Consider the following 18,298-nt stretch of genomic DNA (forward strand, 5'->3'; position numbering starts at 1 on the left):
ATTGTTGTTCGGGTGCAGGCTCAAAAAGACCGAGCCGAAAAACGCCCGCCGACCGTCGGCAGCGTATGCGCAGGGCCTCTTTTTAGCCCATTGGCCCGTTGCAATCCAGTGGCGCGGCCGATTATGCCCCAACCGCCGATGCAGAAGGTTTCACGGTCGGTCTTTTCACGAAATACGCCAGGGAGCATCACTTTGATGAATGTCAGTCCAACCTACCGCTCGCGTTTGCAGATCGCCACGCTGCTGGTGCTCGCCACGTTGTTGACCGCGTGTGGCATCAACAACATTCCGACCCTAGACGAGCAGGCCAAGGCGGCCTGGGGCCAGGTACAGAACCAGTACCAGCGCCGCGCCGACCTGATCCCCAATCTGGTGGAAACCGTCAGAGGCTACGCCAAGCATGAAGAGGCGACCCTGACCGCAGTGGTCGAGGCCCGGGCCAAGGCGACATCGATCCAGGTCGATGCCAGCACCCTCGACAACCCGGAAAAACTCAAGCAGTTCCAGCAGGCCCAGGATCAGTTGAGCGGTGCATTGAGCCGTCTGATGGTGGTGTCCGAGCGATATCCGGACCTGAAGGCCAATCAGAACTTCCTGGCCCTGCAATCGCAGCTCGAAGGCACGGAAAACCGGATTGCCGTGGCGCGGCGCGATTTCATTCTGGCGGTGCAGAAGTACAACACCGAGATCCGCACCTTTCCCGGTCGCCTCTGGCACAGCGTGATGTACAGCGATCTGCCGATTCGCGAAACCTTCGAAGCCACCACCCCCGGTGCGGAAAAGGCCCCGGAAGTGAAGTTCTGATCCGTTGTTGCGGATGAGGTTGCCCATGCGTGTGTTGAAGATAGGCCTGGTGCTGATGCTGTGGCTGTTTGCCGTCAGCGCCCGGGCCGAGTTGACGTTCCCGGCGCTGAGCGGGCGGGTGGTGGACGAGGCGCAAATGCTCGAACCCTCGGTGCGCGCGCAGTTGAGCCAGCAGTTGCAAGCTCATGAGCAGGCGACCGGCGAGCAACTGGTGGTGGTCACGGTGCCCGATCTGCAAGGCACCACCATCGAAGATTACGGCGTGCAACTGGGCCGGCACTGGGGCATCGGCCAGAAGGACAAAAACAACGGCGCGCTGCTGATCGTCGCCCGGGACGAGCGCAAGCTGCGCATCGAAGTCGGTTACGGGCTGGAGGATCGGCTGACCGATGCACAGACTTCGGTGATCATCCATCAAGTGATTACCCCGGCGTTCAAGACCGGCAATTTCAGCAAGGGCATCAGCGATGGCGTGGCGGCGATGCTGGTGGTGCTGGGCGGCAACCCGCTGGACGAGCCCTCGACGGTGTATGAGCCGAGTGGTGACCCGTCCGACGATTTCGTCTCGCGGCATCCGGCGCTGTTCGTTTTTCTGCTGATGTTGTTCATCCTGACGGTGTTTGTCTGCCAGATGCTCGGTATCCTTCCCGCCGGCCGTGGCGGCTCCGGTGGCGGGGGCGGTTTCGGTGGTGGTGGTTTTGGCGGCGGCGGTGGAGGCGGGGGCTTCAGCGGCGGCGGGGGCAGTTTCGGCGGCGGTGGTTCGTCCGGCGGCTGGTGAACACACAACAATAATGATCAGGCACTTTTCGACATGGCATTACTGACCGAACACGAACAACGCAAAGTCGCCGAGGCGATTGCCCGGGTCGAGCGCGACACCGACGCCGAACTGGTGACGGTGCTGGCGGCCCGCGCCGACGACTACGCGTATATCCCGTTGCTGTGGGCCAGCCTGCTGGCGCTGCTGGTGCCGGGCATCGTGCATTACCTGACCGGCTGGCTGACCATGCACAGCCTGTTGCTGGTGCAATGGGGGCTGTTCATCGTCCTGTGCCTGCTGTTTCGTTTGCCGAAGGTCACCACCCACCTGATCCCGCGCCGGGTGCGGCACTGGCGTGCGTCGAACCTGGCGCGGCGGCAGTTTCTCGAACAGAACCTGCACCACACGGTGGGCAGCACCGGGGTGCTGATTTTTGTCTGTGAGGCTGAGCGCTATGTGGAAATTCTGGTGGATGAGGGCATTTCCAGACGGCTGGACAACAAGAGCTGGGATGCGATTGTCGCGGCATTCACCGAGCAAGTGCGGCAGGGGCGCACGCTGGACGGGTTCGTCACCTGCATCGAGGCCTGCGGCGAGCTGCTGAAAGTGCATGTGCCGGTGACGCAGGTGAGGAATGAATTGCCGAATCGGCTTATCGTGCTGGCCTGATCTTCCCGGGCACAGCCGTTTCCTTGTGGTGAGAGGATAAATCCCCTCACCACAAGGTTAAACGCCACGGTTTGCACCGTTGGGTAAATAAGAGCGTGTCCCCAACTCCCTTCCCCCCTAAAATACCCGCCATTCCCGATTTCGCCCGTCCGAGGCCGCTTTTCCATGTCCGTTACTGCTCCTTCCATCAAGCCTGCGCCCGATCACCACGCCCAGTTCATCGAGCTGCTGCAAACCAGCCTCGAGCAGAGCGGCTTCATCAAGCTGGTGCTGGCCAAGTACGTGGGCGAAGAAGCGGATCTGCAGCGGATCATCGTCAAGGCGGTGACGGTGAAGGCTCAGCCCAACCTGTCCTTTGTCTATCGCTACAAGACCCGCGACATCACCAAGAACCTGCCGCTGAGCGAAGGCGTGGCGGTGATTGCCGAACTGCTGCCGGCTGCGTTCAAGAATGCGCATTTGCTGACCGTGACCGACGAAGCCCAGCTCGAATACAGCAAAAAGGGCAAGAGTTCGCTGTTCAAGAGCAAACCTCAGCAATTGCGTGAAGCGCCCTCCGCCGAGCATAACCGCGAGAAGAACCGCTTTCTCGACCTGAGCCGACCGTTCCTCAAGGACCTGGGCGTGACCAACGCGCAGCATGAGTTGATCCCGGCAATGTCGCGCAAGTGGAAGCAGATCAACAAGTTCATCGAAGTCTTCAGCCACGCCCTGACCTCGTCACCGCTGGCGCTGGACAAACCGGTGCGCGTGGCGGATTTCGGTTCGGGCAAGGGTTACCTGACGTTCGCGATTCACGACTACTTGCGCAACACGCTCCAGGCCGAAGGCGAAGTCACTGGCGTCGAGTTGCGTGAAGAGATGGTCAACCTGTGCAACGCCGCTGCGGCGAAGCTGGAACACCCGGGGCTGGTGTTCAAGTGCGGAGACGTGCGCAGCGTCGCGCCGAGCGAACTGGAGGTGATGATCGCCCTGCATGCCTGCGACATCGCTACCGACTACGCGATCCACACCGGCATTCGTTCGGGTGCCTCGATCATCATGTGCTCGCCGTGCTGCCACAAACAGATCCGCCTGCAGATTCAGAGCCCGGCGCTGCTCAAGCCGATGCTGCAATACGGTCTGCACCTCGGTCAGCAGGCGGAAATGGTCACCGACAGTCTGCGTGCGCTGTTCCTTGAGGCCTGCGGGTATGAGACCAAGGTGTTCGAGTTCATCTCGCTGGAGCACACCAACAAAAACAAGATGATCCTTGCGGTGAAGCGCGCCGAGCCGGTAGACCCGGCTCAGTTGTTGGTGAAGATTGAGGAGTTGAAGGCGTTCTACAACATCAGTGAGCACTGCCTGGAAACCCTGCTGCGCGCCGACGGTTACCTGGCCTGACCTTGTGGGAGCGAGCCTGCCCGCGAAGGCAGACTGCCAGCCAACGATGATGCCGGCTGTTACGGCCCCTTCGCGAGCAGGCTCGCTCCCACATGGGGTTTGATGGCGGTCTTGCGGCCGAGCATCACGGTGGCGATCACACCAGAGGCAAACACCCAGGTGATCGGTTCCACATGTTCGCCAAAGAACAGCGCCGAAAACGCGATGGTGAAGAAGATCTGCAGCAACTGGATCTGACTGACCCGCGCGATCCCGCCCATTGCCAGCCCGGCGTACCAGGCGAAAAACCCGAGAAACTGCGAGAACAGTGCCACGTAGCCGAAGGCCCACCAGGTCTTGGCCGACACCGCACCCTGATGCTGCAGCGCCAGGTACAACACCGGCCCGATCAGCAGCGGCGTCGACAGCACCAGCGCCCAGCAGATCACCTGCCAGCCACCCATCTCTTTCGCCAGTCGGCCACCCTCGGCATACCCCAGCCCCCCCACGGCAATCGCGCCGAGCATCAACAAGTCCCCGGCCTGAATGCTGCCGGCGCCGGTGTACAACGCGTAACCGAGCACCAGCGCACTGCCCAGCGCGGCGCAGGCCCAGAAGGCTTTCGACGGGCGTTCATGGGACAGCCACGCCGCATACAGCGCCACGCACAGCGGCTGCAGACCGTTGACCAAGGCGCCGTGAGACGCCGGCAAGGTCTGCATGGCCCATGCCGACAGCACCGGAAACCCGAGGATCACCCCGGCGATCACCAGGCTCAGGCCTTTGACCTGCTGCCAGGTCGGCCACTTTTCCCGGCGCCACAACAGCAGCAGCGCCGCCGGAATTGCCGCGAACAACGCCCGACCGAGGCCATTGAGCAACGGATGCAGTTCCTGCACCACGATCCGGGTGAAGGGCAGGGTGAGGCTGAAAATCACAACCCCGAGCAGGCCCAGGGCCATGCCGGTGTTTTCGCGCGAAGACATGATGGGTAACCAGACGAAGGTGGCAGGGAAGGTGGCTTCATCTAGCCATAAACCGGGTGGTTCGGGCTGCTACAGCTAGGCACAGACTTATCCATACAGTTCCATGGCCCTTTCGCGAGCAAGCCCGCTCCCACCCTTGGAATGCATTTTTCTGTGGGAGCGGGCTTGCTCGCGAAGAACGATAACGCGGTCTCCCGTAGTAGCCGGTTGTTACCTGCCCGAGCGGATAAGGTCTACCTTGAATACTCCTGCAAGCCCTTTCCCAGAGGAGTCCTCCCCATGGCCGCGAAAAAAATCCTGATGCTGGTCGGCGATTACGTCGAAGACTACGAAGTGATGGTGCCGTTCCAGGCCCTGCAGATGGTCGGTCACACCGTGCATGCCGTGTGCCCGGACAAGGCTGCCGGCAAGACCGTGCGTACCGCGATCCATGACTTCGAAGGTGACCAGACTTACAGCGAGAAACCCGGTCACCTGTTCGCCCTCAACTTCGACTTCGCCAAGGTCGCCGAGGCAGACTACGACGCGCTGCTGATCCCGGGCGGTCGCGCGCCGGAATACTTGCGCCTGAACGAAAAAATCCTGGCGCTGGTGCGCGCGTTCGACAAGGCCGGCAAGCCGATTGCCGCGGTCTGCCATGGTGCGCAACTGCTGGCGGCGGCGGGCGTTCTCGAAGGGCGCGAATGCAGCGCCTATCCGGCCTGCGCCCCGGAAGTGCGCCTGGCGGGTGGTACGTACATCGACATTCCGGTGACGGACGGCCACGTTCAAGGCAATCTGGCCACGGCACCGGCATGGCCGGCGCATCCGAACTGGCTGGCCGGCTTTCTCGGCTTGCTGGGCACCCAAATCACCCTGTAACGAGGTTTCGCCCATGTGCGAGCTCTACGTCAAGGCCGATCCGATTCTCTACGAATCACGCTCGCGCTCGCTGCGCATCTGCGGTGTGGTGACGACCCTGCGCCTGGAAAACCAGTTCTGGGACATCCTCAGCGAAATCGCCGAAGTCGATGGTATGACCACCAATCAACTGATCGCCAAGCTGTATGAAGAGGTGATGGATTATCGCGGGGAGGTGGTGAATTTTGCCTCCTTCTTGCGGGTGAGTTGCACGCGGTATCTAAGTCAGCGGCGGGTGAGTGCGCCGGAGTTGTCGGTGGTGCGGGCGGCGGTGAAATAGCCGATAGCGAGTCGACCCTTTCGCGAGCAAGCCCGCTCCCACATTCGGCCGGGTTATCCCAATGGGATGCGTTCAATTGTGGGAGCGGGCTTGCTCGCGAAGAGGCCAGGACAGGCGACAGACGTCTGGAGCTGGTCTTTACTCTGAAGCGCGAAACCTCTCAAACGCCCAGGAGAAACGAGCATGTCCGGATGGTACGAAGTGAGCAAAAGCAGCAACGGTCAGTTCAGGTTTGTACTGAAGGCCGCCAACGCCGAAACCATTCTCACCAGCGAGCTCTACACCACCCGCGCGGCAGCCGACAACGGCATTGCCTCAGTGCAGACCAACAGCCCGCTGGATGAACGTTACGAGAAAAAGACCACCAAGGATGGCCATCCGTACTTCAATCTGAAGGCTGCCAACCACCAGATCATCGGCAGCAGCGAGTCGTACTCCACAGACGCCGCATGCGCCAAAGGCATTGCCAGCGTCAAGGCCAACGGGCCGAGCAAAGTGATCAAGGACAAGACGTTGCCGGTGCTCTGAAGAACACCGAAAATCAAAAATGTGGGAGCGGGCTTGCTCGCGAAGGCGGCGTTACCTTCAACATTTTCGTTGACTGATAAACCGCTTTCGCGAGCAAGCCCGCTCCCACATTGGGTTTTGTGTATTGCCTGAGGATCAGCGCAGGGTCTTGAGGATTGCCTGAAGCTGGCCTTGCCCAGCCTCGCTCAACGGGAACACTGGCAACCGTGGATCACCAACCTCCAGCCCTGTCTCACGTAATCCAGCCTTGATCGTCGCCGGCAAACCGCCCTTGAGGATGAAGTCCAGCAGTGGCAGCTGGCGATAGAACAGCTCGCGCGCCCGCTCCAGGTCACCGGCCAGCGCGGCCGCGTACAAGTCCAGATTCAGCTGCGGGATCAGGTTCGGCGCGGCGGTGCACCAGCCCTTGGCCCCGGCGGCAAACGCTTCCAGTGCCAGCGGATTGCAGCCGTTGTAGAACGGCACCTGGCCGTCGCCGAGCAGTTGCAGCTTGTGCATGCGCTGAATGTCGCCGGTACTCTCCTTGACCATGGTGACGTTTTCCACGCCGTTGACGATGCGCAGAATCAGCTCCACCGACATGTCCGTGCCACTGGTGGCCGGGTTGTTGTAGAGCATGATCGGCACGCCAATGCTGTCGCCGATCGCGCGGTAGTGGGCAAGGATTTCCGCCTCGGTGAGCTTCCAGTACGAGGCCGGCAGCACCATCACCACGTCGGCACCGTGAGCTTCGGCGAAGCGCGCGCGGCGTACGGCTTTGGCGGTGGTCAGGTCGGATACGCTGACGATGGTCGGCACCCGTTTGGCGACGTGCTTGAGGCTGAACTCGGCGACCTGATCCCACTCGGCGTCACTCAGGTAGGCACCTTCGCCGGTGCTGCCCAGCGGGGCGATGGCGTGGACGCCGCTGTCGATCAGGCGATCGATGGACTTACCGAGGGCCGGCAGATCCAGGCCTTCGCCATTGGCGCCGAACGGGGTGATGGTGTAGCCGATAATGCCGTGAATGTTGGACATGTTGAGTCTCCGTGAAAGGTCAAATCAGTTCAGGCAATCGGCGTGTTGGCGCAGGTTCTGCCGAGCGTAGTAGTTGAAAGCGGCGGCGTGGCGTTTGGGTTTCGACACCCAGTCATGAGCCTCGCGACCCAGCGCCGGAATGATCGGCTTGATCGTGCCGGCAGCCATCGCCAGCAATTGCAACTTGGCGGCGCGCTCGATCAGTTGGGCGATGACACAGGCCTCTTCGATCGTGGTACCGGTCGACAGCTGGCCGTGGTGCGAGAGCAGAATCGCGCGTTTGTCGCCCAGCGCACCGGCGATCAGTTCGCCTTCCTCGTTACCCACCGGTACCCCTGGCCAGCCTTCGAGAAACGCGCAATCGTCGTACAGCGGGCATAGGTCCATGTGGGAAATCTGCAGTGGCACTTCCAGCATCGACAGCGCGGCAATGTGCGTCGGGTGGGTGTGAATGATGCAGTTCACGTCCGGTCGGGCGCGGTAGACCCAGCTGTGGAAACGGTTGGCCGGGTTGGCCATGCCGTGACCTTCGAGCACTTCGAGGTCTTCGTTGACCAGCAGCAGATTGCTCGCGGTGATTTCATCGAAGCCCAGGCCCAGTTGTTGAGTGTAATAGGTGCCGGGTTGCGGGCCACGGGCGGTGATTTGTCCGGCCAGACCGGAGTCATGCCCGCTTTCGAACAGAATCCGGCAGGTCAATGCCAGCTTTTGCCGATCGGTCCACGTATTATCCGCCAGGCTTTTTTGCATCTGGGTCAGCGCTTGCTTGACCAGTTGTTCTTTGGGTAGTGCTAATGTCTTGGCCATGTCTGTGTCCTTTGGGTGATTGCAAATGACACTAAAGAGCCTATATGACACAAAGTGTCATAAGCAAGCATAAATCGTCGCTTCCTTGATGGAATAACCGCTGCGCATGTCTATCCGTTTGAAATTATTGAGAAAAAAACTTGGCGTAACCCTTGAGGCGTTGGCCGAAAAATCCGGCATGACCAAGAGTTACCTGTCGAAAGTCGAACGCGGGTTGAATACCCCGTCGATCGCTGCGGCGTTGAAACTGGCGAAAGCGCTGAACGTGAAGGTCGAGGAGTTGTTCTCCGAAGACAACGTCAGCCTCGACAGCTACAGCCTGGTGCGCAGCCACGAACGCCAGTCACTGGCGGCCAATGACCAGAGCCCCGGGTACGCGGTGCTGGCGCATCAGGTCAGCGAACGCAACCTGCTGCCGTTCATCATCTACCCACCGAGCGAATTCACCGACAAGACGTTCAAGGAGCATTTGGGCGAGGAGTTTCTGTTCGTTCACGAAGGGCAGGTGGAAGTGGACTTCATGAACGAGCGGGTGCTGCTGGAGCGCGGCGATGCGCTGCACTTCAATGCGCAAAAGCCGCACCGGATCAGGTCGGTGGGCGAGGTGCAGGCGCAGTTGCTGGTGGTGGTGCACAGCTCGGAAGAATGAGCCGACCCCGAAAGCTGCGTCGGAACGCCGCCCGGAGCGGGCTCGCTTGCGAAGGTGTCAGTCAGGTCTGCATCAAACCTCGACAGGCACCGACAACTTCGGACTGCCCAACGCATGCGTCTTCGAATCAAAGAACCGCAACTCAACCCCGGTCCCTTCGAACACCTTGGCGTAATGGCGCTTCTGATGCTGGATGAACGCCGCACTGCGCGGATAAATCGAGATTGCCACGGTCTTTGGCTTTGCCAACCGCAAGGCCCGAATGATATGCGCGTCCTGCTCGCCCAAGGCCTGGCCGAAGATGCACAGACTGTCGCCATGACCCAATAACTGCTCATAGCAGAACGACAGATAATCCGAGCTGCGGATGGTCTTGAGTTTGTCCGCGCTCGGCCCTTCGGTGACGAACAGCGGCACGTCATCCAGGGTCTTGATCGTGTTGTTGATCGCAAAACTGCCGAGCAGGGTGCCTTCGGTCGAAGTCAGTTTGCGTGCAGTGCCGTCCTGATTGCGCACCAGGTGCAGACCACCGTGCAGGTACAGCAAACGCGGTTTGGCCGTGGCACTTTCGCTCAGGTCGAAACTGGCATTGGGGCCATTGAACAGATCGTCGATGGCCTCGTTGTCGTGTTGCAGCGCCCAGTAGTTGAGCAGGTCGTAATTGCTGGTGAACACCGTGCGATAGCGCGCCAGTTCTTCATTCAGCGTCGCCAGCGTCGAGGCCTGCACCAGCCGCCACGGGATGTGCACGGCGTGCACGGTGTTGATCAGCGCTTCCTTGATCGCGTAGTAGCGATTGCGCGGTGCGGCCGAGCTGACGGCGAGTGCCTTGTTGACCCGGCTGGTGGTTTTCAGCGCGCCGAGCACCTGCTCGAAGCTGCGCGTCTGCAGGGCGTCGAACACGCTCAGTTCCGACGGGCTCAGCGGTTTTTCTTCTATCGTGCGCGCGTTTTCGAACAGCGAGTCGTAGCCGAAATCGTCCCACACCGCACGGCTGGCGCCATTGCCCACCAGCAGACCGTTGAAGTCAGCGGTGGCGCGCAGGGCGCTCCAGTCTTCGAGGGTGGCGTCGACATCCAGAAAATCGGTCATTGCGTAGGAAGTCTCAAAACAAGGGGCGGATGGGCGGCGACTTTATCACGAGCGAGCATTGAGCCAGATCAACATCGGTGGTGACCGATCGGTCGATCCTGTGCGCATCCGCCGTATCGGAGCAGTCGATTCGGCCCCAGTCAGGAGACGCGCATGAGCAGCACCTTTTTTATTCCGGCCGTAAACATCATGGGCAACGGGTGCCTGGACGAGGCCATGGTTGCGGTCCGCAATTATGGTTTTCGCAAGGCGCTGATCGTCACCGACGCGGGGCTGGCCAAGGCCGGTGTGGCGACCATGCTTGCCGAAAAGCTGGCGATGCAGGACATCGACTCGGTGATTTTCGACGGGGCCAAACCGAACCCGAGCATTGCCAACGTCGAGTCCGGGTTGGGACTGCTCAAGGAAAGTCGCTGCGATTTCGTGGTGTCGCTGGGCGGCGGTTCGCCCCATGACTGCGCCAAGGGTATCGCCTTGTGCGCGACCAACGGCGGACAGATCCGCGACTACGAAGGCGTCGATCAATCGAGCAAGCCGCAACTGCCGCTGATCGCCATCAACACCACCGCCGGCACCGCCAGCGAGATGACCCGTTTCTGCATCATCACCGACGAATCTCGCCACGTGAAAATGGCCATCGTCGACCGCAACGTCACGCCGCTGCTGTCGGTCAACGACCCGGCGCTGATGGTTGCGATGCCGAAAAGCCTGACCGCCGCCACCGGCATGGACGCGTTGACCCACGCCATCGAAGCCTACGTCTCGACCGCCGCCAACCCGATCACCGACGCCTGCGCACTGAAGGCCATGACCCTGATCAGCAACAACCTGCGCCTGGCCGTGCGCGACGGCAGCGACCTCGCGGCGCGGGAGAACATGGCCTATGCGCAGTTCCTTGCCGGCATGGCGTTCAACAACGCGTCGCTCGGCTACGTACATGCGATGGCGCACCAGTTGGGCGGTTTCTACGACTTGCCGCATGGTGTGTGCAACGCGGTGTTGCTGCCGCATGTGCAGGCCTTCAACGCGCTGGTCTGCGCCGAACGTCTGACTGACGTGGCCCATGCGATGGGCGCGGACATTCTTGGTTTCAGTCCGGAAGAGGGCGCTCAGGCGGCGATCAACGCGATCCGTTGCCTGGCCAGGGATGTCGATATTCCGGGTGGCCTGCGTGAACTTGGCGCCAAGCTCAGCGACATCCCGGTGCTCGCCACCAATGCCCTGAAAGACGCGTGTGGCCTGACCAATCCACGGGCGGCGGATCAGCGGCAGATCGAGGAGATTTTCCGCAACGCGTTTTGAGATACGTCGTCCTGATATTTTCAACCGAACTCGCTGGTCTCTTCGCGAGCAGCCTCGCTCCAACAGTTGTTCGCATTTCGTCAGGAGAATGCGATCACATGTGGGAGCGAGCCTGCTCGCGATGGCTGACTTCCAGGCCTTGAATAACTATCTGGATTAACCAACCGCTGCCACATTCCTCTCAAACACCCCGCCGAACTGAATCAACACCACCCCGCCAATCAGCAACAACGCCCCCAACAGCCGCGACACCGTCAGCTGTTTCTCCACCAGCCCAAACAACCCGAAGTGGTCCAGCACCATCGACGCGATCACCTGCCCGGCCAGCGCCAGCGCAACAAACCCCGATGCCCCCAGCTTCGGCAGCAACATCACTGCCAGCGCCACAAAACACACGCCGAATGCACCCCCGGCCCACATCCACAGCGGCGCCTTGCTGATAAAGCCCAGCGACGGCAGCGGCAGGCGCAACGCCAGAATCACCGGCAACAACAGCAACACGCTGACCAGCAGCGACGCCAGCGTGGCCCATAACGGATGCCCCAGCCCCCGCGCCAGATTACTGTTGATCGCGCTCTGGAACGGCACCACCGCCCCGGCAAACGCGGCCAGCAGCAACAGGCCGGCCCACTGCAACGTACTCATGATCACTCTCCAGCAGGTTTTGCTGGACTCTAAGGTATTCGTCGCGCAGATTTAAATTCCGTTTTGTCATCCTGAACATGCACAAGATGAATGATCTGCGCCGTATCGATCTGAACCTGCTGGTGATCCTCGACGCCTTGCTCAGCGAGCAACACGTCACCCGCGCCGCCGAGCGGCTGCACTTGAGCCAACCCGCAGTCAGCCATGCCCTGGCGCGTCTGCGCGACTTGCTCGGCGACCCGCTGCTGGTGCGCGCCGGTTCGACCCTGGTGCCCACAGCGCGGGCGCTGGAGCTGGTCGCGCCACTGACCGAAGCGCTGGCCCAGGTGCAGTCGTTGCTGGCGCCCAATACCTTCGATCCGACCACTGCGCGGCGAACCTTTCGCGTGGCGATGTCAGACTATGGCGCGGCGATCATCCTGCCCGGATTGATCCGCACCCTGCGCCGCGAAGCCCCGGGCATCGACCTGCAAATCAGCCACGCCAGCCGCGAGGGCATGCTGGAAGGTGTGCTCAACGGTGACATCGACGTGGCGGCTGGGGTGTTCCCGGAAATGCCCAACGAATTACGCAGCAGCGTGCTGTTCGAAGAGCGCTACGTCTGCCTGCTGGATCGCCGCAGCTTGCCGGCCGACGGGGTTCTGGATTTACCGACCTACCTGTCGCGCCCGCACGTTCTGCTGGAAATGCGCGGCAGCGGCACTCCGGAAATCGAACGGGCATTGAGCTCACTGCGCGAGCGCCGCCGCGTCGCCATCAGCCTGCCGCACTGGAACGTCGCTCCCCAGTTGATCAGCGGTACGGATTTGATTCTCACCGTGTCGTCGCGCAGCGTGCGTGATATTGATCAGCAGGAATTGATCGTGTTGCCGCCCCCGTTCGAGATCGCGCCGTTCACGTTTGTGCTGGCGTGGCATAGGCGCCGGGGTGCGGATCAGGCGTTGAACTGGTTGAATCGCAGGATTGAGGAGGGGATAGTGCGCGGCTGAAAAAAGTTATCAGGGAGTCGGGTATGACAGTGAAGTCTGGATGGGTTGGGTGTTGGGTCCTGTGTGGGTGGTTGATGGCAGGGCAGGCGTCCGCCGAGTGCTTGCCGCCAGCGGTGGCAGGGCAGTGGGATTTTTCTGTCTGCAAGGAATGGCCTGTCGTTCCGGCGCTGACGATCAATGCGATAGCAAAGTTTGAACCAGACCCGGTGTACGCCCATGGCGATAGGGTTGGCTCTTACGATCTGGATTTATCCGTGTCGTCAGTCGACAACTTGACCCAGCTCGCGACATATCATCAACCGTCCGCGTTCCAGTCTGACGCCTTCGCGCTGGAGAGCTTGGAACTGGACACTGCGCGCTACAAGCTGACTTCTGACATTCGTGCCTTTGGCGTACGGGCCATTTTCAAAAACTCCTCACGCGTCAATCCCTTGGATGAAACCCAGTTGTCGCTCTATGTGAAAGAAGGCGGCAAGCTGCGTCCGGTACTGGATCGGATGCTGGTTTACCGCTTTGGCGGCGAATGGGATGGCAACTGCGCGGGGGAACGTGCGACCACAATCAGCACTATCGAAATAGGTAAAACCAGCTCCCACGGATTTGCCGACCTGATCGTGAAATCGGTCACCACCGGCGTGAGTGGCGAGGGGCCGCCGGACAATTGCGAAATGAAAACCACGAACCGTAAACCCGTGCTGACCACTCTGCACTACGACGGAAAATCCTACGTTTTGCCTAACGGTTTCCAAGGTCTGTAACCGGCTTGCTTAAAACGACACTTATCAAGGAAGAACCATGCTCAACCCCTCCAGACTCCTGATCACCCTCGGTTTCCTGGCCATCACCACCCACGCCCAGGCTGCCTGCACCACCAAGAGTTTCGACGGCAAATCCATGTCGCGCTGCAACGTCTGGCCGGCGTTCCCGAGTCAGGCGATTTCGGTCAAATCCACCTACCTGGCCGATTCCGGCGGCGACGATGCCGGGGCGTTCGACCTGGACCTGGCGCTCCTCAATGCCAGCAACGCCAAACCCATCGCCACCTACCATAAGCCGGGCGCCTACAACTCGGATGCCGTGCGTCTTGACGATGTGCGCATCGATACGGCGCGCTACCGCCTGACGCCGGATATCCGCGCGTTTGGGCTGCGAGCGAAATTCGTGCACAGTTCTCATGCCATTCCCTACGAGAAAACCGATCTGGCGCTGTATGTGCGCGAAGGTGACAGCTTGCGCCCGGTGCTTGAGGGCCTGGTGGTCTTCAAGGACAACGGTGAGTTCGTGAATAACTGCGAGGGCTACAGCAAAAAAATCCGCCGGACGCTCGAGATCGCTCCATCAAGCCACAATGGCTTCGCCGATCTGATCGTCACCACCAGCGGCAGCAAAATGAAAAACACCCAGTCCGCAGGGCAGTGCGTTTCGAACACCACCGAGCTGAAGAAAAAACAGATCACCCTGACTTACGATGGCCAGCAGTACATCGTTCCTGAAGACCTCAGAGGTTACTGACCCATGCTCACCGGCCTCAACCACCTGACCCTCGCCGTCAGCGACTTGCCCCGCAGCCTGGCGTTCTACCGCGAGGTGCTGAATCTGCGCGTCGAGGCCTCGTGGGACACCGGTGCCTATCTGTCGTTGCCGGGGCTGTGGTTGTGCCTGTCGCTGGACGCGCAGCGCGCTGGCGAGCCATCCGTCGACTACACCCATTACGCATTCAGCCTTGATCAGGCGGATTTCCTGCCGTTCGTGCAAAAGCTGAAAACGGTCAACGTGCGGGAATGGCGCGACAACCGCAGCGAAGGTGCGTCGTTCTACTTCCTGGACCCGGACGGGCACAAGCTCGAAGCCCACGTTGGCGGTCTGGCATCGCGACTGGCCGCGTGTCGGTTGAAACCGTACGCCGGCATGCGTTTTTACGACGAGTCGTGAACAGACACATTGGCCTGATATAGACTGGCCACCACGTGTACTGGCGCCTTGCAGGTTTTCCATGACTCCATCGTTGCTTATGGCCGTTCTGGCCTCGGGTTTTATCTATGGCATCACGCCGGGGCCGGGCGTGCTGGCGGTGTTCGGCATCGGCGCGGCGCACGGGCGGCGGGCCGGGGCAGGTTTTCTCTGTGGGCACCTGCTCGGTGATGTGGTCTGGTGCAGTACCGCGTTGATTGCGATTGTCGGCGCCCGGGAAATCGGCAGTACCGCGTTTGATGTGCTCGGCGTGCTCAGCGGTTTGTACCTGTTCTGGCTCGGCTGGCGTGCAGTGCGGGCCAAACGGCGCAGCGATGATCAGCCCCAGGGCGCGGCGCGTCAGCCGTTCTGGCACGGCATCCTGTTCGGCCTGACCAATCCCAAGGCTTACCCGGTGGCGGTCGCGACGTTTACCGCGCTGCTGTCGAGCCGCGCCGAACTGCTCAACTGGTCGATGCTGCCAGCGCTGATCGCCTTGAGCTTTTTCGGCGGTTTGCTGGCCTACGCTATTCTGATTGGCGTTGTCGGTGCCCGGCGGGTGCGCACGCTGTATCAACGTCATGAACTGATGATCACCCGTCTCTGTGGTGTGATGTTCATCGGTTTTGCGATCAATGCGCTGGTGCATGCGCTGCCGGGATTGCTGCCGAACAAGGCTTGACGCCGGAAGCATGGATGCACGATCAAAAGGGTCAGGGATGGTGGATCATTGCTGCATTGCCCGGACACCCACGCTGAATCATGGAAAGCCGAAATTCCGCGCCGCTGGCGAGTTATATGGACCTGTTGCTGGACGCCGTCTGTGCAGTGGACAAGCAGGGCCGTTTCGTTTTTGTCAGCGCCGCCTGCGAGCGCATTTTTGGTTACACGCCAGACGAGTTGATCGGCCAGCCGATGATCGAGCTGGTGCACCCGGCCGACCGTCAGCGCACCCTTGCAGCGGCCCACGACATCATGGGCGGCGAACCCAAGCACAACTTTGAAAACCGCTACGTGCGCAAGGACGGCCGCATCGCGCACATTCTGTGGTCGGCGCGTTGGTCCGAGGTCGATCAGCTGCGCATCGCCGTGGCCCGCGACATCACCGAGCGCAAGCAGGCCGAATCGCGACAGGCGGCGTTGTATGCGATTTCCGAAGCGGCGCACGTCGCCGAAGACCTGCTGGCGCTGTTCAAGCGTATTCACCTGATCATCGGCGAGTGGTTGCCGGCGCTGAACTTCTCCGTGGCGCTGTACGACGAACACTGCGCGCAGCTGAATTTTCCTTATCACGTCGACGATCACGAATTGCAGCCCGAGCAACCGGGCACTGTCACCGGACGCCTGTGTGCGGAAGTCATCCGCAGCGGCCAGCCGATTCTGCTGACACCTGATAGCCCCGATTCACCGCCTGATTTCGCCGCACTGGTGGCCGGGCAGGACTCACCGTGCTGGCTCGGCGTGCCGCTGAACTCGAAAAACGGCACCATCGGCGCGCTGATCGTCAAAAGCCTGCCGGGTGGTGAGCGTTACACCGAACAGGACAAGGAACTGCTGCAATACGTCTGCGCCCAGGTCGCCACCGCCATCGAACGCCAGCAGTTGCACGCGCGGTTGCGGCGCATGGCGCAGTACGATCAGTTGACTCAGTTGCCCAATCGCGAACTGCTGAAAGACCGGCTCAAGGCTGCGCTGGCTGGCGCCCGCGAGGTCTCGGGCAACATGGCGCTGCTGTACGTCGATCTGGATCGCTTCAAGCAGGTCAACGACACTTTCGGGCACGCGGTCGGCGACATGTTGTTGCAAACGGTGGCGAATCGGCTCAAGGGCTGCGTGCGCGATACCGATACCGTGGCGCGTATTGGTGGTGACGAATTCGTCGTGCTGTTGCACAGCGTGCAAGCGGCCGAAGATGCCGACAGCGTGGCCGCAAAGATCCGACAGGTGCTGGTCCAGCCGATGCGCCTGGACGGCCACAACCTGCACATCGAGCCAAGTATCGGCGTGGCCCGCTATCCCGAGCATGGCAGCGAGGAACAGCAACTGTTTCGGCATGCGGACCAAGCGATGTACGCCGCCAAACGCCTCAATCATCGGACGGTGGACATCTGAAACATGCCGCGCCGTTCGTCGCGGCGCGGGCAACTTTTCTAAACCTTTATCGGTCTGGCAATTCTCAATCTAGGCGGGCACCTGCTCGCCAACGATCAACACCAAGAGGAAGAGAATCATGCCTAATTCAAGAAACTCGAACTCGGGAAACTTTGCCAACGATCGAACGAAGGCGTCTGAAGCCGGTCGCAAAGGTGGGAAAACCACCACTACGACGGTCGACAAAGAGCCTGCGAAAACTGAAATGGGCCGCAAGCCTGCTCAGAAGTCGAAGTAGTCGGTAAGGTCGTTTTGATTGAGAGGCGGGGGCGCAAGCTCCCGCTTGAATTTGAAGAGAAGGAGGGCGCGACCATGAGCCGGATGGCCACCCAGGTACGTCGTTTCAGTTTTGTCACGTTGTTGGGACTGTTCGCCAGCAGTGCGTTCGCCAGCGGCGCCGCTGCCCAGTCGCCTGCCGATTTCATCAACGATGCTTCGGCCAAAGGCATGGCCGACATCGAAGCCAGTCGTCTGGCCCATCAGAAGTCCGAATCCAAAGAGGTCAAGGACTACACCATCGTGGTCATCAATGACCGCACCACGGCCAACCAGCATCTGGCGAAGATCGCGAAAAAACTCGACCTGCCGATCGCTCCCCGTGAAGAAATCGCCGACAAGGCCAAAACCATGATCCCTCAGGTCAAGGACGGTGAAACCTTCGATCAGGCCTACGCCGCGAGTCAGGTGAAAGCCACTGAAGAAGCCATCCAGCAGATTCAGGAGGAGGCGCAAACCACCGACGTGCCGGAGATCAAGGCATTTGCCGACGAGACCCTGCCGAAGCTGCAAAACCATCTGGAAATGGCCCGGGCGCTGCAGGCCAGCCGCTGATCAGGGTTTGATTTCCTGTGGCGAGGCAGCTTGCTCGCGCCGGGCTGCGCAGTTGGCCTTCTCATAGCCGCTTCGCGACCCCGCGGGAGCACGCTCCCTCGCCCCATTTACGGCATGCCTGCCCCGTGACTAGCAGTCATTCAGATCCTGCTTCGGTTTGCTCTTTTCCCCCAACCCGTCGAGGTTGAACACCTCGCTTTCCCCCAGGCTGCGGTAATGCTTGCGTAGCGCCTCCAGCTGCTTGAGGTCCAGCGATTCCAGCCCGAGCATCGCGTTCTGCGCTTCCTTGTTCACACGCAACAACTCATCGAGCTTCAGGTGCAGGATGTCGGTGTCGCGGTTCTGTGTGTTCTGGATCAGAAACACCATCAGAAACGTGATGATCGTGGTCGAGGTGTTGATGATCAGTTGCCAAGTGTCGTTGAAATGGAAAAACGGCCCACTCAGTCCCCAGAGAAAAATCAGGACCAACGCCCCCATGAAGGTTTTCGGGCTACCGGCCCACAGTGCCAAGGTCTGGGAAATCTTCGCGAATTTCATTGCCGTGTTCCTTATTGGGATTGCCTGAAGTTCAGA

The 18,298-nt window shown here is 60.7% G+C and carries 23 protein-coding genes; 17 read left to right on the forward strand and 6 right to left on the reverse strand.

Going from position 1 to position 18,298, the window contains the following annotated elements; all coding sequences use genetic code 11:
- Nucleotides 1-195 precede the first annotated feature (195 nt).
- From AC0J41_RS04780 to AC0J41_RS04795, 4 genes are all read left to right on the forward strand, one after another.
- Complete coding sequence (locus AC0J41_RS04780; protein WP_025110719.1) at nucleotides 196-804, forward strand: LemA family protein; 609 nt, start codon at nucleotides 196-198, stop codon at nucleotides 802-804.
- A gap of 25 nt (nucleotides 805-829) precedes the next feature.
- Nucleotides 830-1,582 carry a TPM domain-containing protein gene (locus tag AC0J41_RS04785; RefSeq protein WP_473014714.1) on the forward strand — a complete coding sequence of 251 codons (753 nt, stop codon included), beginning with the start codon at nucleotides 830-832 and terminating at the stop codon, nucleotides 1,580-1,582.
- 33 nt (nucleotides 1,583-1,615) lie between these two features.
- The gene (locus AC0J41_RS04790) at nucleotides 1,616-2,233 is read left to right on the forward strand and encodes a TPM domain-containing protein (protein WP_025110717.1); all 618 of its coding nucleotides are present in this window, start codon (nucleotides 1,616-1,618) and stop codon (nucleotides 2,231-2,233) included.
- Between the two features lie 165 nt (nucleotides 2,234-2,398).
- A complete protein-coding gene (locus AC0J41_RS04795; protein ID WP_025110716.1) occupies nucleotides 2,399-3,616 on the forward strand; it encodes a class I SAM-dependent methyltransferase in 1,218 nt (405 codons plus the stop codon).
- A 59-nt stretch (nucleotides 3,617-3,675) separates the two neighbouring features.
- On the opposite strand, the gene AC0J41_RS04800 is transcribed toward AC0J41_RS04795, so the two are convergent.
- A complete protein-coding gene (locus AC0J41_RS04800) occupies nucleotides 3,676-4,581 on the reverse strand; it encodes a DMT family transporter (protein WP_473014715.1) in 906 nt (301 codons plus the stop codon).
- Between the two features lie 279 nt (nucleotides 4,582-4,860).
- Here AC0J41_RS04800 and AC0J41_RS04805 point away from each other — a divergent pair, with 279 nt between their 5' ends.
- The 3 genes from AC0J41_RS04805 (at nucleotide 4,861) to AC0J41_RS04815 (ending at nucleotide 6,289) form a co-directional block, all read left to right on the forward strand.
- Nucleotides 4,861-5,442 (forward strand): DJ-1/PfpI family protein, encoded by a 582-nt coding sequence (locus AC0J41_RS04805; protein ID WP_473014716.1) that lies wholly within the window; start codon nucleotides 4,861-4,863, stop codon nucleotides 5,440-5,442.
- A 13-nt stretch (nucleotides 5,443-5,455) separates the two neighbouring features.
- Nucleotides 5,456-5,761, forward strand: a complete 306-nt coding sequence (locus tag AC0J41_RS04810; RefSeq protein WP_103305539.1) for a ribbon-helix-helix domain-containing protein — start codon at nucleotides 5,456-5,458, stop codon at nucleotides 5,759-5,761.
- A gap of 183 nt (nucleotides 5,762-5,944) precedes the next feature.
- Complete coding sequence (locus AC0J41_RS04815; protein ID WP_025110712.1) at nucleotides 5,945-6,289, forward strand: YegP family protein; 345 nt, start codon at nucleotides 5,945-5,947, stop codon at nucleotides 6,287-6,289.
- Nucleotides 6,290-6,424: 135 nt separating this feature from the next.
- Here AC0J41_RS04815 and AC0J41_RS04820 read toward each other — a convergent pair whose 3' ends face one another.
- Both AC0J41_RS04820 and AC0J41_RS04825 read right to left on the reverse strand, forming a co-directional pair.
- Nucleotides 6,425-7,306 (reverse strand): dihydrodipicolinate synthase family protein, encoded by an 882-nt coding sequence (locus tag AC0J41_RS04820; RefSeq protein ID WP_473014717.1) that lies wholly within the window; start codon nucleotides 7,304-7,306, stop codon nucleotides 6,425-6,427.
- Between the two features lie 24 nt (nucleotides 7,307-7,330).
- A complete protein-coding gene (locus tag AC0J41_RS04825; RefSeq protein WP_025110710.1) occupies nucleotides 7,331-8,113 on the reverse strand; it encodes an aldolase in 783 nt (260 codons plus the stop codon).
- Nucleotides 8,114-8,219: 106 nt separating this feature from the next.
- On the opposite strand from AC0J41_RS04825, the gene AC0J41_RS04830 reads away from it, so the two are divergent.
- Entirely contained in the window at nucleotides 8,220-8,762 is a 543-nt protein-coding gene (locus AC0J41_RS04830) for a helix-turn-helix domain-containing protein (RefSeq protein ID WP_003222480.1), read from the forward strand.
- Between the two features lie 72 nt (nucleotides 8,763-8,834).
- Here AC0J41_RS04830 and AC0J41_RS04835 read toward each other — a convergent pair whose 3' ends face one another.
- On the reverse strand, nucleotides 8,835-9,854 hold the full coding sequence (locus AC0J41_RS04835) for a DUF4917 family protein (protein ID WP_473014718.1): 1,020 nt from the start codon (nucleotides 9,852-9,854) through the stop codon (nucleotides 8,835-8,837).
- A 153-nt stretch (nucleotides 9,855-10,007) separates the two neighbouring features.
- Here AC0J41_RS04835 and yiaY point away from each other — a divergent pair, with 153 nt between their 5' ends.
- A complete protein-coding gene (gene yiaY, locus AC0J41_RS04840) occupies nucleotides 10,008-11,156 on the forward strand; it encodes an L-threonine dehydrogenase (protein ID WP_473014719.1) in 1,149 nt (382 codons plus the stop codon).
- A 156-nt stretch (nucleotides 11,157-11,312) separates the two neighbouring features.
- Here yiaY and AC0J41_RS04845 read toward each other — a convergent pair whose 3' ends face one another.
- Nucleotides 11,313-11,801: a DMT family transporter gene (locus AC0J41_RS04845; protein ID WP_473014720.1), complete on the reverse strand. Its 489-nt coding sequence runs from the start codon at nucleotides 11,799-11,801 to the stop codon at nucleotides 11,313-11,315.
- 77 nt (nucleotides 11,802-11,878) lie between these two features.
- On the opposite strand from AC0J41_RS04845, the gene AC0J41_RS04850 reads away from it, so the two are divergent.
- The 8 genes from AC0J41_RS04850 (at nucleotide 11,879) to AC0J41_RS04885 (ending at nucleotide 17,722) form a co-directional block, all read left to right on the forward strand.
- Nucleotides 11,879-12,790, forward strand: a complete 912-nt coding sequence (locus tag AC0J41_RS04850; protein ID WP_473014721.1) for a LysR substrate-binding domain-containing protein — start codon at nucleotides 11,879-11,881, stop codon at nucleotides 12,788-12,790.
- 23 nt (nucleotides 12,791-12,813) lie between these two features.
- Nucleotides 12,814-13,548 (forward strand): PA3715 family protein, encoded by a 735-nt coding sequence (locus AC0J41_RS04855; protein WP_473014722.1) that lies wholly within the window; start codon nucleotides 12,814-12,816, stop codon nucleotides 13,546-13,548.
- A gap of 37 nt (nucleotides 13,549-13,585) precedes the next feature.
- On the forward strand, nucleotides 13,586-14,302 hold the full coding sequence (locus tag AC0J41_RS04860; RefSeq protein WP_473014723.1) for a PA3715 family protein: 717 nt from the start codon (nucleotides 13,586-13,588) through the stop codon (nucleotides 14,300-14,302).
- 3 nt (nucleotides 14,303-14,305) lie between these two features.
- Entirely contained in the window at nucleotides 14,306-14,722 is a 417-nt protein-coding gene (gene fos / locus AC0J41_RS04865; RefSeq protein WP_473014724.1) for a fosfomycin resistance glutathione transferase, read from the forward strand.
- 61 nt (nucleotides 14,723-14,783) lie between these two features.
- The gene (locus AC0J41_RS04870; protein WP_025110698.1) at nucleotides 14,784-15,422 is read left to right on the forward strand and encodes a LysE family translocator; all 639 of its coding nucleotides are present in this window, start codon (nucleotides 14,784-14,786) and stop codon (nucleotides 15,420-15,422) included.
- 80 nt (nucleotides 15,423-15,502) lie between these two features.
- Nucleotides 15,503-16,852 (forward strand): sensor domain-containing protein, encoded by a 1,350-nt coding sequence (locus tag AC0J41_RS04875; RefSeq protein ID WP_473014725.1) that lies wholly within the window; start codon nucleotides 15,503-15,505, stop codon nucleotides 16,850-16,852.
- Nucleotides 16,853-16,970: 118 nt separating this feature from the next.
- On the forward strand, nucleotides 16,971-17,129 hold the full coding sequence (locus AC0J41_RS04880; RefSeq protein WP_003222499.1) for a KGG domain-containing protein: 159 nt from the start codon (nucleotides 16,971-16,973) through the stop codon (nucleotides 17,127-17,129).
- 74 nt (nucleotides 17,130-17,203) lie between these two features.
- Nucleotides 17,204-17,722, forward strand: a complete 519-nt coding sequence (locus AC0J41_RS04885; RefSeq protein ID WP_025110696.1) for a DUF4142 domain-containing protein — start codon at nucleotides 17,204-17,206, stop codon at nucleotides 17,720-17,722.
- Nucleotides 17,723-17,851: 129 nt separating this feature from the next.
- Here the strand turns inward: AC0J41_RS04885 and AC0J41_RS04890 are convergent, their stop codons facing one another.
- On the reverse strand, nucleotides 17,852-18,262 hold the full coding sequence (locus AC0J41_RS04890) for a low affinity iron permease family protein (protein ID WP_025110695.1): 411 nt from the start codon (nucleotides 18,260-18,262) through the stop codon (nucleotides 17,852-17,854).
- Nucleotides 18,263-18,298: the final 36 nt, after the last annotated feature.

The organism is Pseudomonas sp. Arb-4-2C (genome assembly GCF_055755015.1).

Excerpts from the sequence above, each read along its gene's own strand:
- AC0J41_RS04855 (WP_473014722.1), top strand. The coding sequence starts at position 12,814 with ATGACAGTGAAGTCTGGATGGGTTGGGTGTTGGGTCCTGTGTGGGTGG.
- AC0J41_RS04815 (WP_025110712.1), top strand. The coding sequence starts at position 5,945 with ATGTCCGGATGGTACGAAGTGAGCAAAAGCAGCAACGGTCAGTTCAGG.
- AC0J41_RS04790 (WP_025110717.1), top strand. The coding sequence starts at position 1,616 with ATGGCATTACTGACCGAACACGAACAACGCAAAGTCGCCGAGGCGATT.
- AC0J41_RS04805 (WP_473014716.1), top strand. The coding sequence starts at position 4,861 with ATGGCCGCGAAAAAAATCCTGATGCTGGTCGGCGATTACGTCGAAGAC.
- AC0J41_RS04835 (WP_473014718.1), bottom strand. The coding sequence starts at position 9,854 with ATGACCGATTTTCTGGATGTCGACGCCACCCTCGAAGACTGGAGCGCC.
- AC0J41_RS04820 (WP_473014717.1), bottom strand. The coding sequence starts at position 7,306 with ATGTCCAACATTCACGGCATTATCGGCTACACCATCACCCCGTTCGGC.
- AC0J41_RS04825 (WP_025110710.1), bottom strand. The coding sequence starts at position 8,113 with ATGGCCAAGACATTAGCACTACCCAAAGAACAACTGGTCAAGCAAGCG.
- AC0J41_RS04795 (WP_025110716.1), top strand. The coding sequence starts at position 2,399 with ATGTCCGTTACTGCTCCTTCCATCAAGCCTGCGCCCGATCACCACGCC.
- AC0J41_RS04860 (WP_473014723.1), top strand. The coding sequence starts at position 13,586 with ATGCTCAACCCCTCCAGACTCCTGATCACCCTCGGTTTCCTGGCCATC.
- AC0J41_RS04885 (WP_025110696.1), top strand. The coding sequence starts at position 17,204 with ATGAGCCGGATGGCCACCCAGGTACGTCGTTTCAGTTTTGTCACGTTG.
- AC0J41_RS04870 (WP_025110698.1), top strand. The coding sequence starts at position 14,784 with ATGACTCCATCGTTGCTTATGGCCGTTCTGGCCTCGGGTTTTATCTAT.
- AC0J41_RS04845 (WP_473014720.1), bottom strand. The coding sequence starts at position 11,801 with ATGAGTACGTTGCAGTGGGCCGGCCTGTTGCTGCTGGCCGCGTTTGCC.
- AC0J41_RS04810 (WP_103305539.1), top strand. The coding sequence starts at position 5,456 with ATGTGCGAGCTCTACGTCAAGGCCGATCCGATTCTCTACGAATCACGC.
- AC0J41_RS04850 (WP_473014721.1), top strand. The coding sequence starts at position 11,879 with ATGCACAAGATGAATGATCTGCGCCGTATCGATCTGAACCTGCTGGTG.
- fos (WP_473014724.1), top strand. The coding sequence starts at position 14,306 with ATGCTCACCGGCCTCAACCACCTGACCCTCGCCGTCAGCGACTTGCCC.
- AC0J41_RS04785 (WP_473014714.1), top strand. The coding sequence starts at position 830 with ATGCGTGTGTTGAAGATAGGCCTGGTGCTGATGCTGTGGCTGTTTGCC.
- yiaY (WP_473014719.1), top strand. The coding sequence starts at position 10,008 with ATGAGCAGCACCTTTTTTATTCCGGCCGTAAACATCATGGGCAACGGG.
- AC0J41_RS04800 (WP_473014715.1), bottom strand. The coding sequence starts at position 4,581 with ATGTCTTCGCGCGAAAACACCGGCATGGCCCTGGGCCTGCTCGGGGTT.
- AC0J41_RS04875 (WP_473014725.1), top strand. The coding sequence starts at position 15,503 with ATGGAAAGCCGAAATTCCGCGCCGCTGGCGAGTTATATGGACCTGTTG.
- AC0J41_RS04780 (WP_025110719.1), top strand. The coding sequence starts at position 196 with ATGAATGTCAGTCCAACCTACCGCTCGCGTTTGCAGATCGCCACGCTG.
- AC0J41_RS04890 (WP_025110695.1), bottom strand. The coding sequence starts at position 18,262 with ATGAAATTCGCGAAGATTTCCCAGACCTTGGCACTGTGGGCCGGTAGC.
- AC0J41_RS04880 (WP_003222499.1), top strand. The coding sequence starts at position 16,971 with ATGCCTAATTCAAGAAACTCGAACTCGGGAAACTTTGCCAACGATCGA.
- AC0J41_RS04830 (WP_003222480.1), top strand. The coding sequence starts at position 8,220 with ATGTCTATCCGTTTGAAATTATTGAGAAAAAAACTTGGCGTAACCCTT.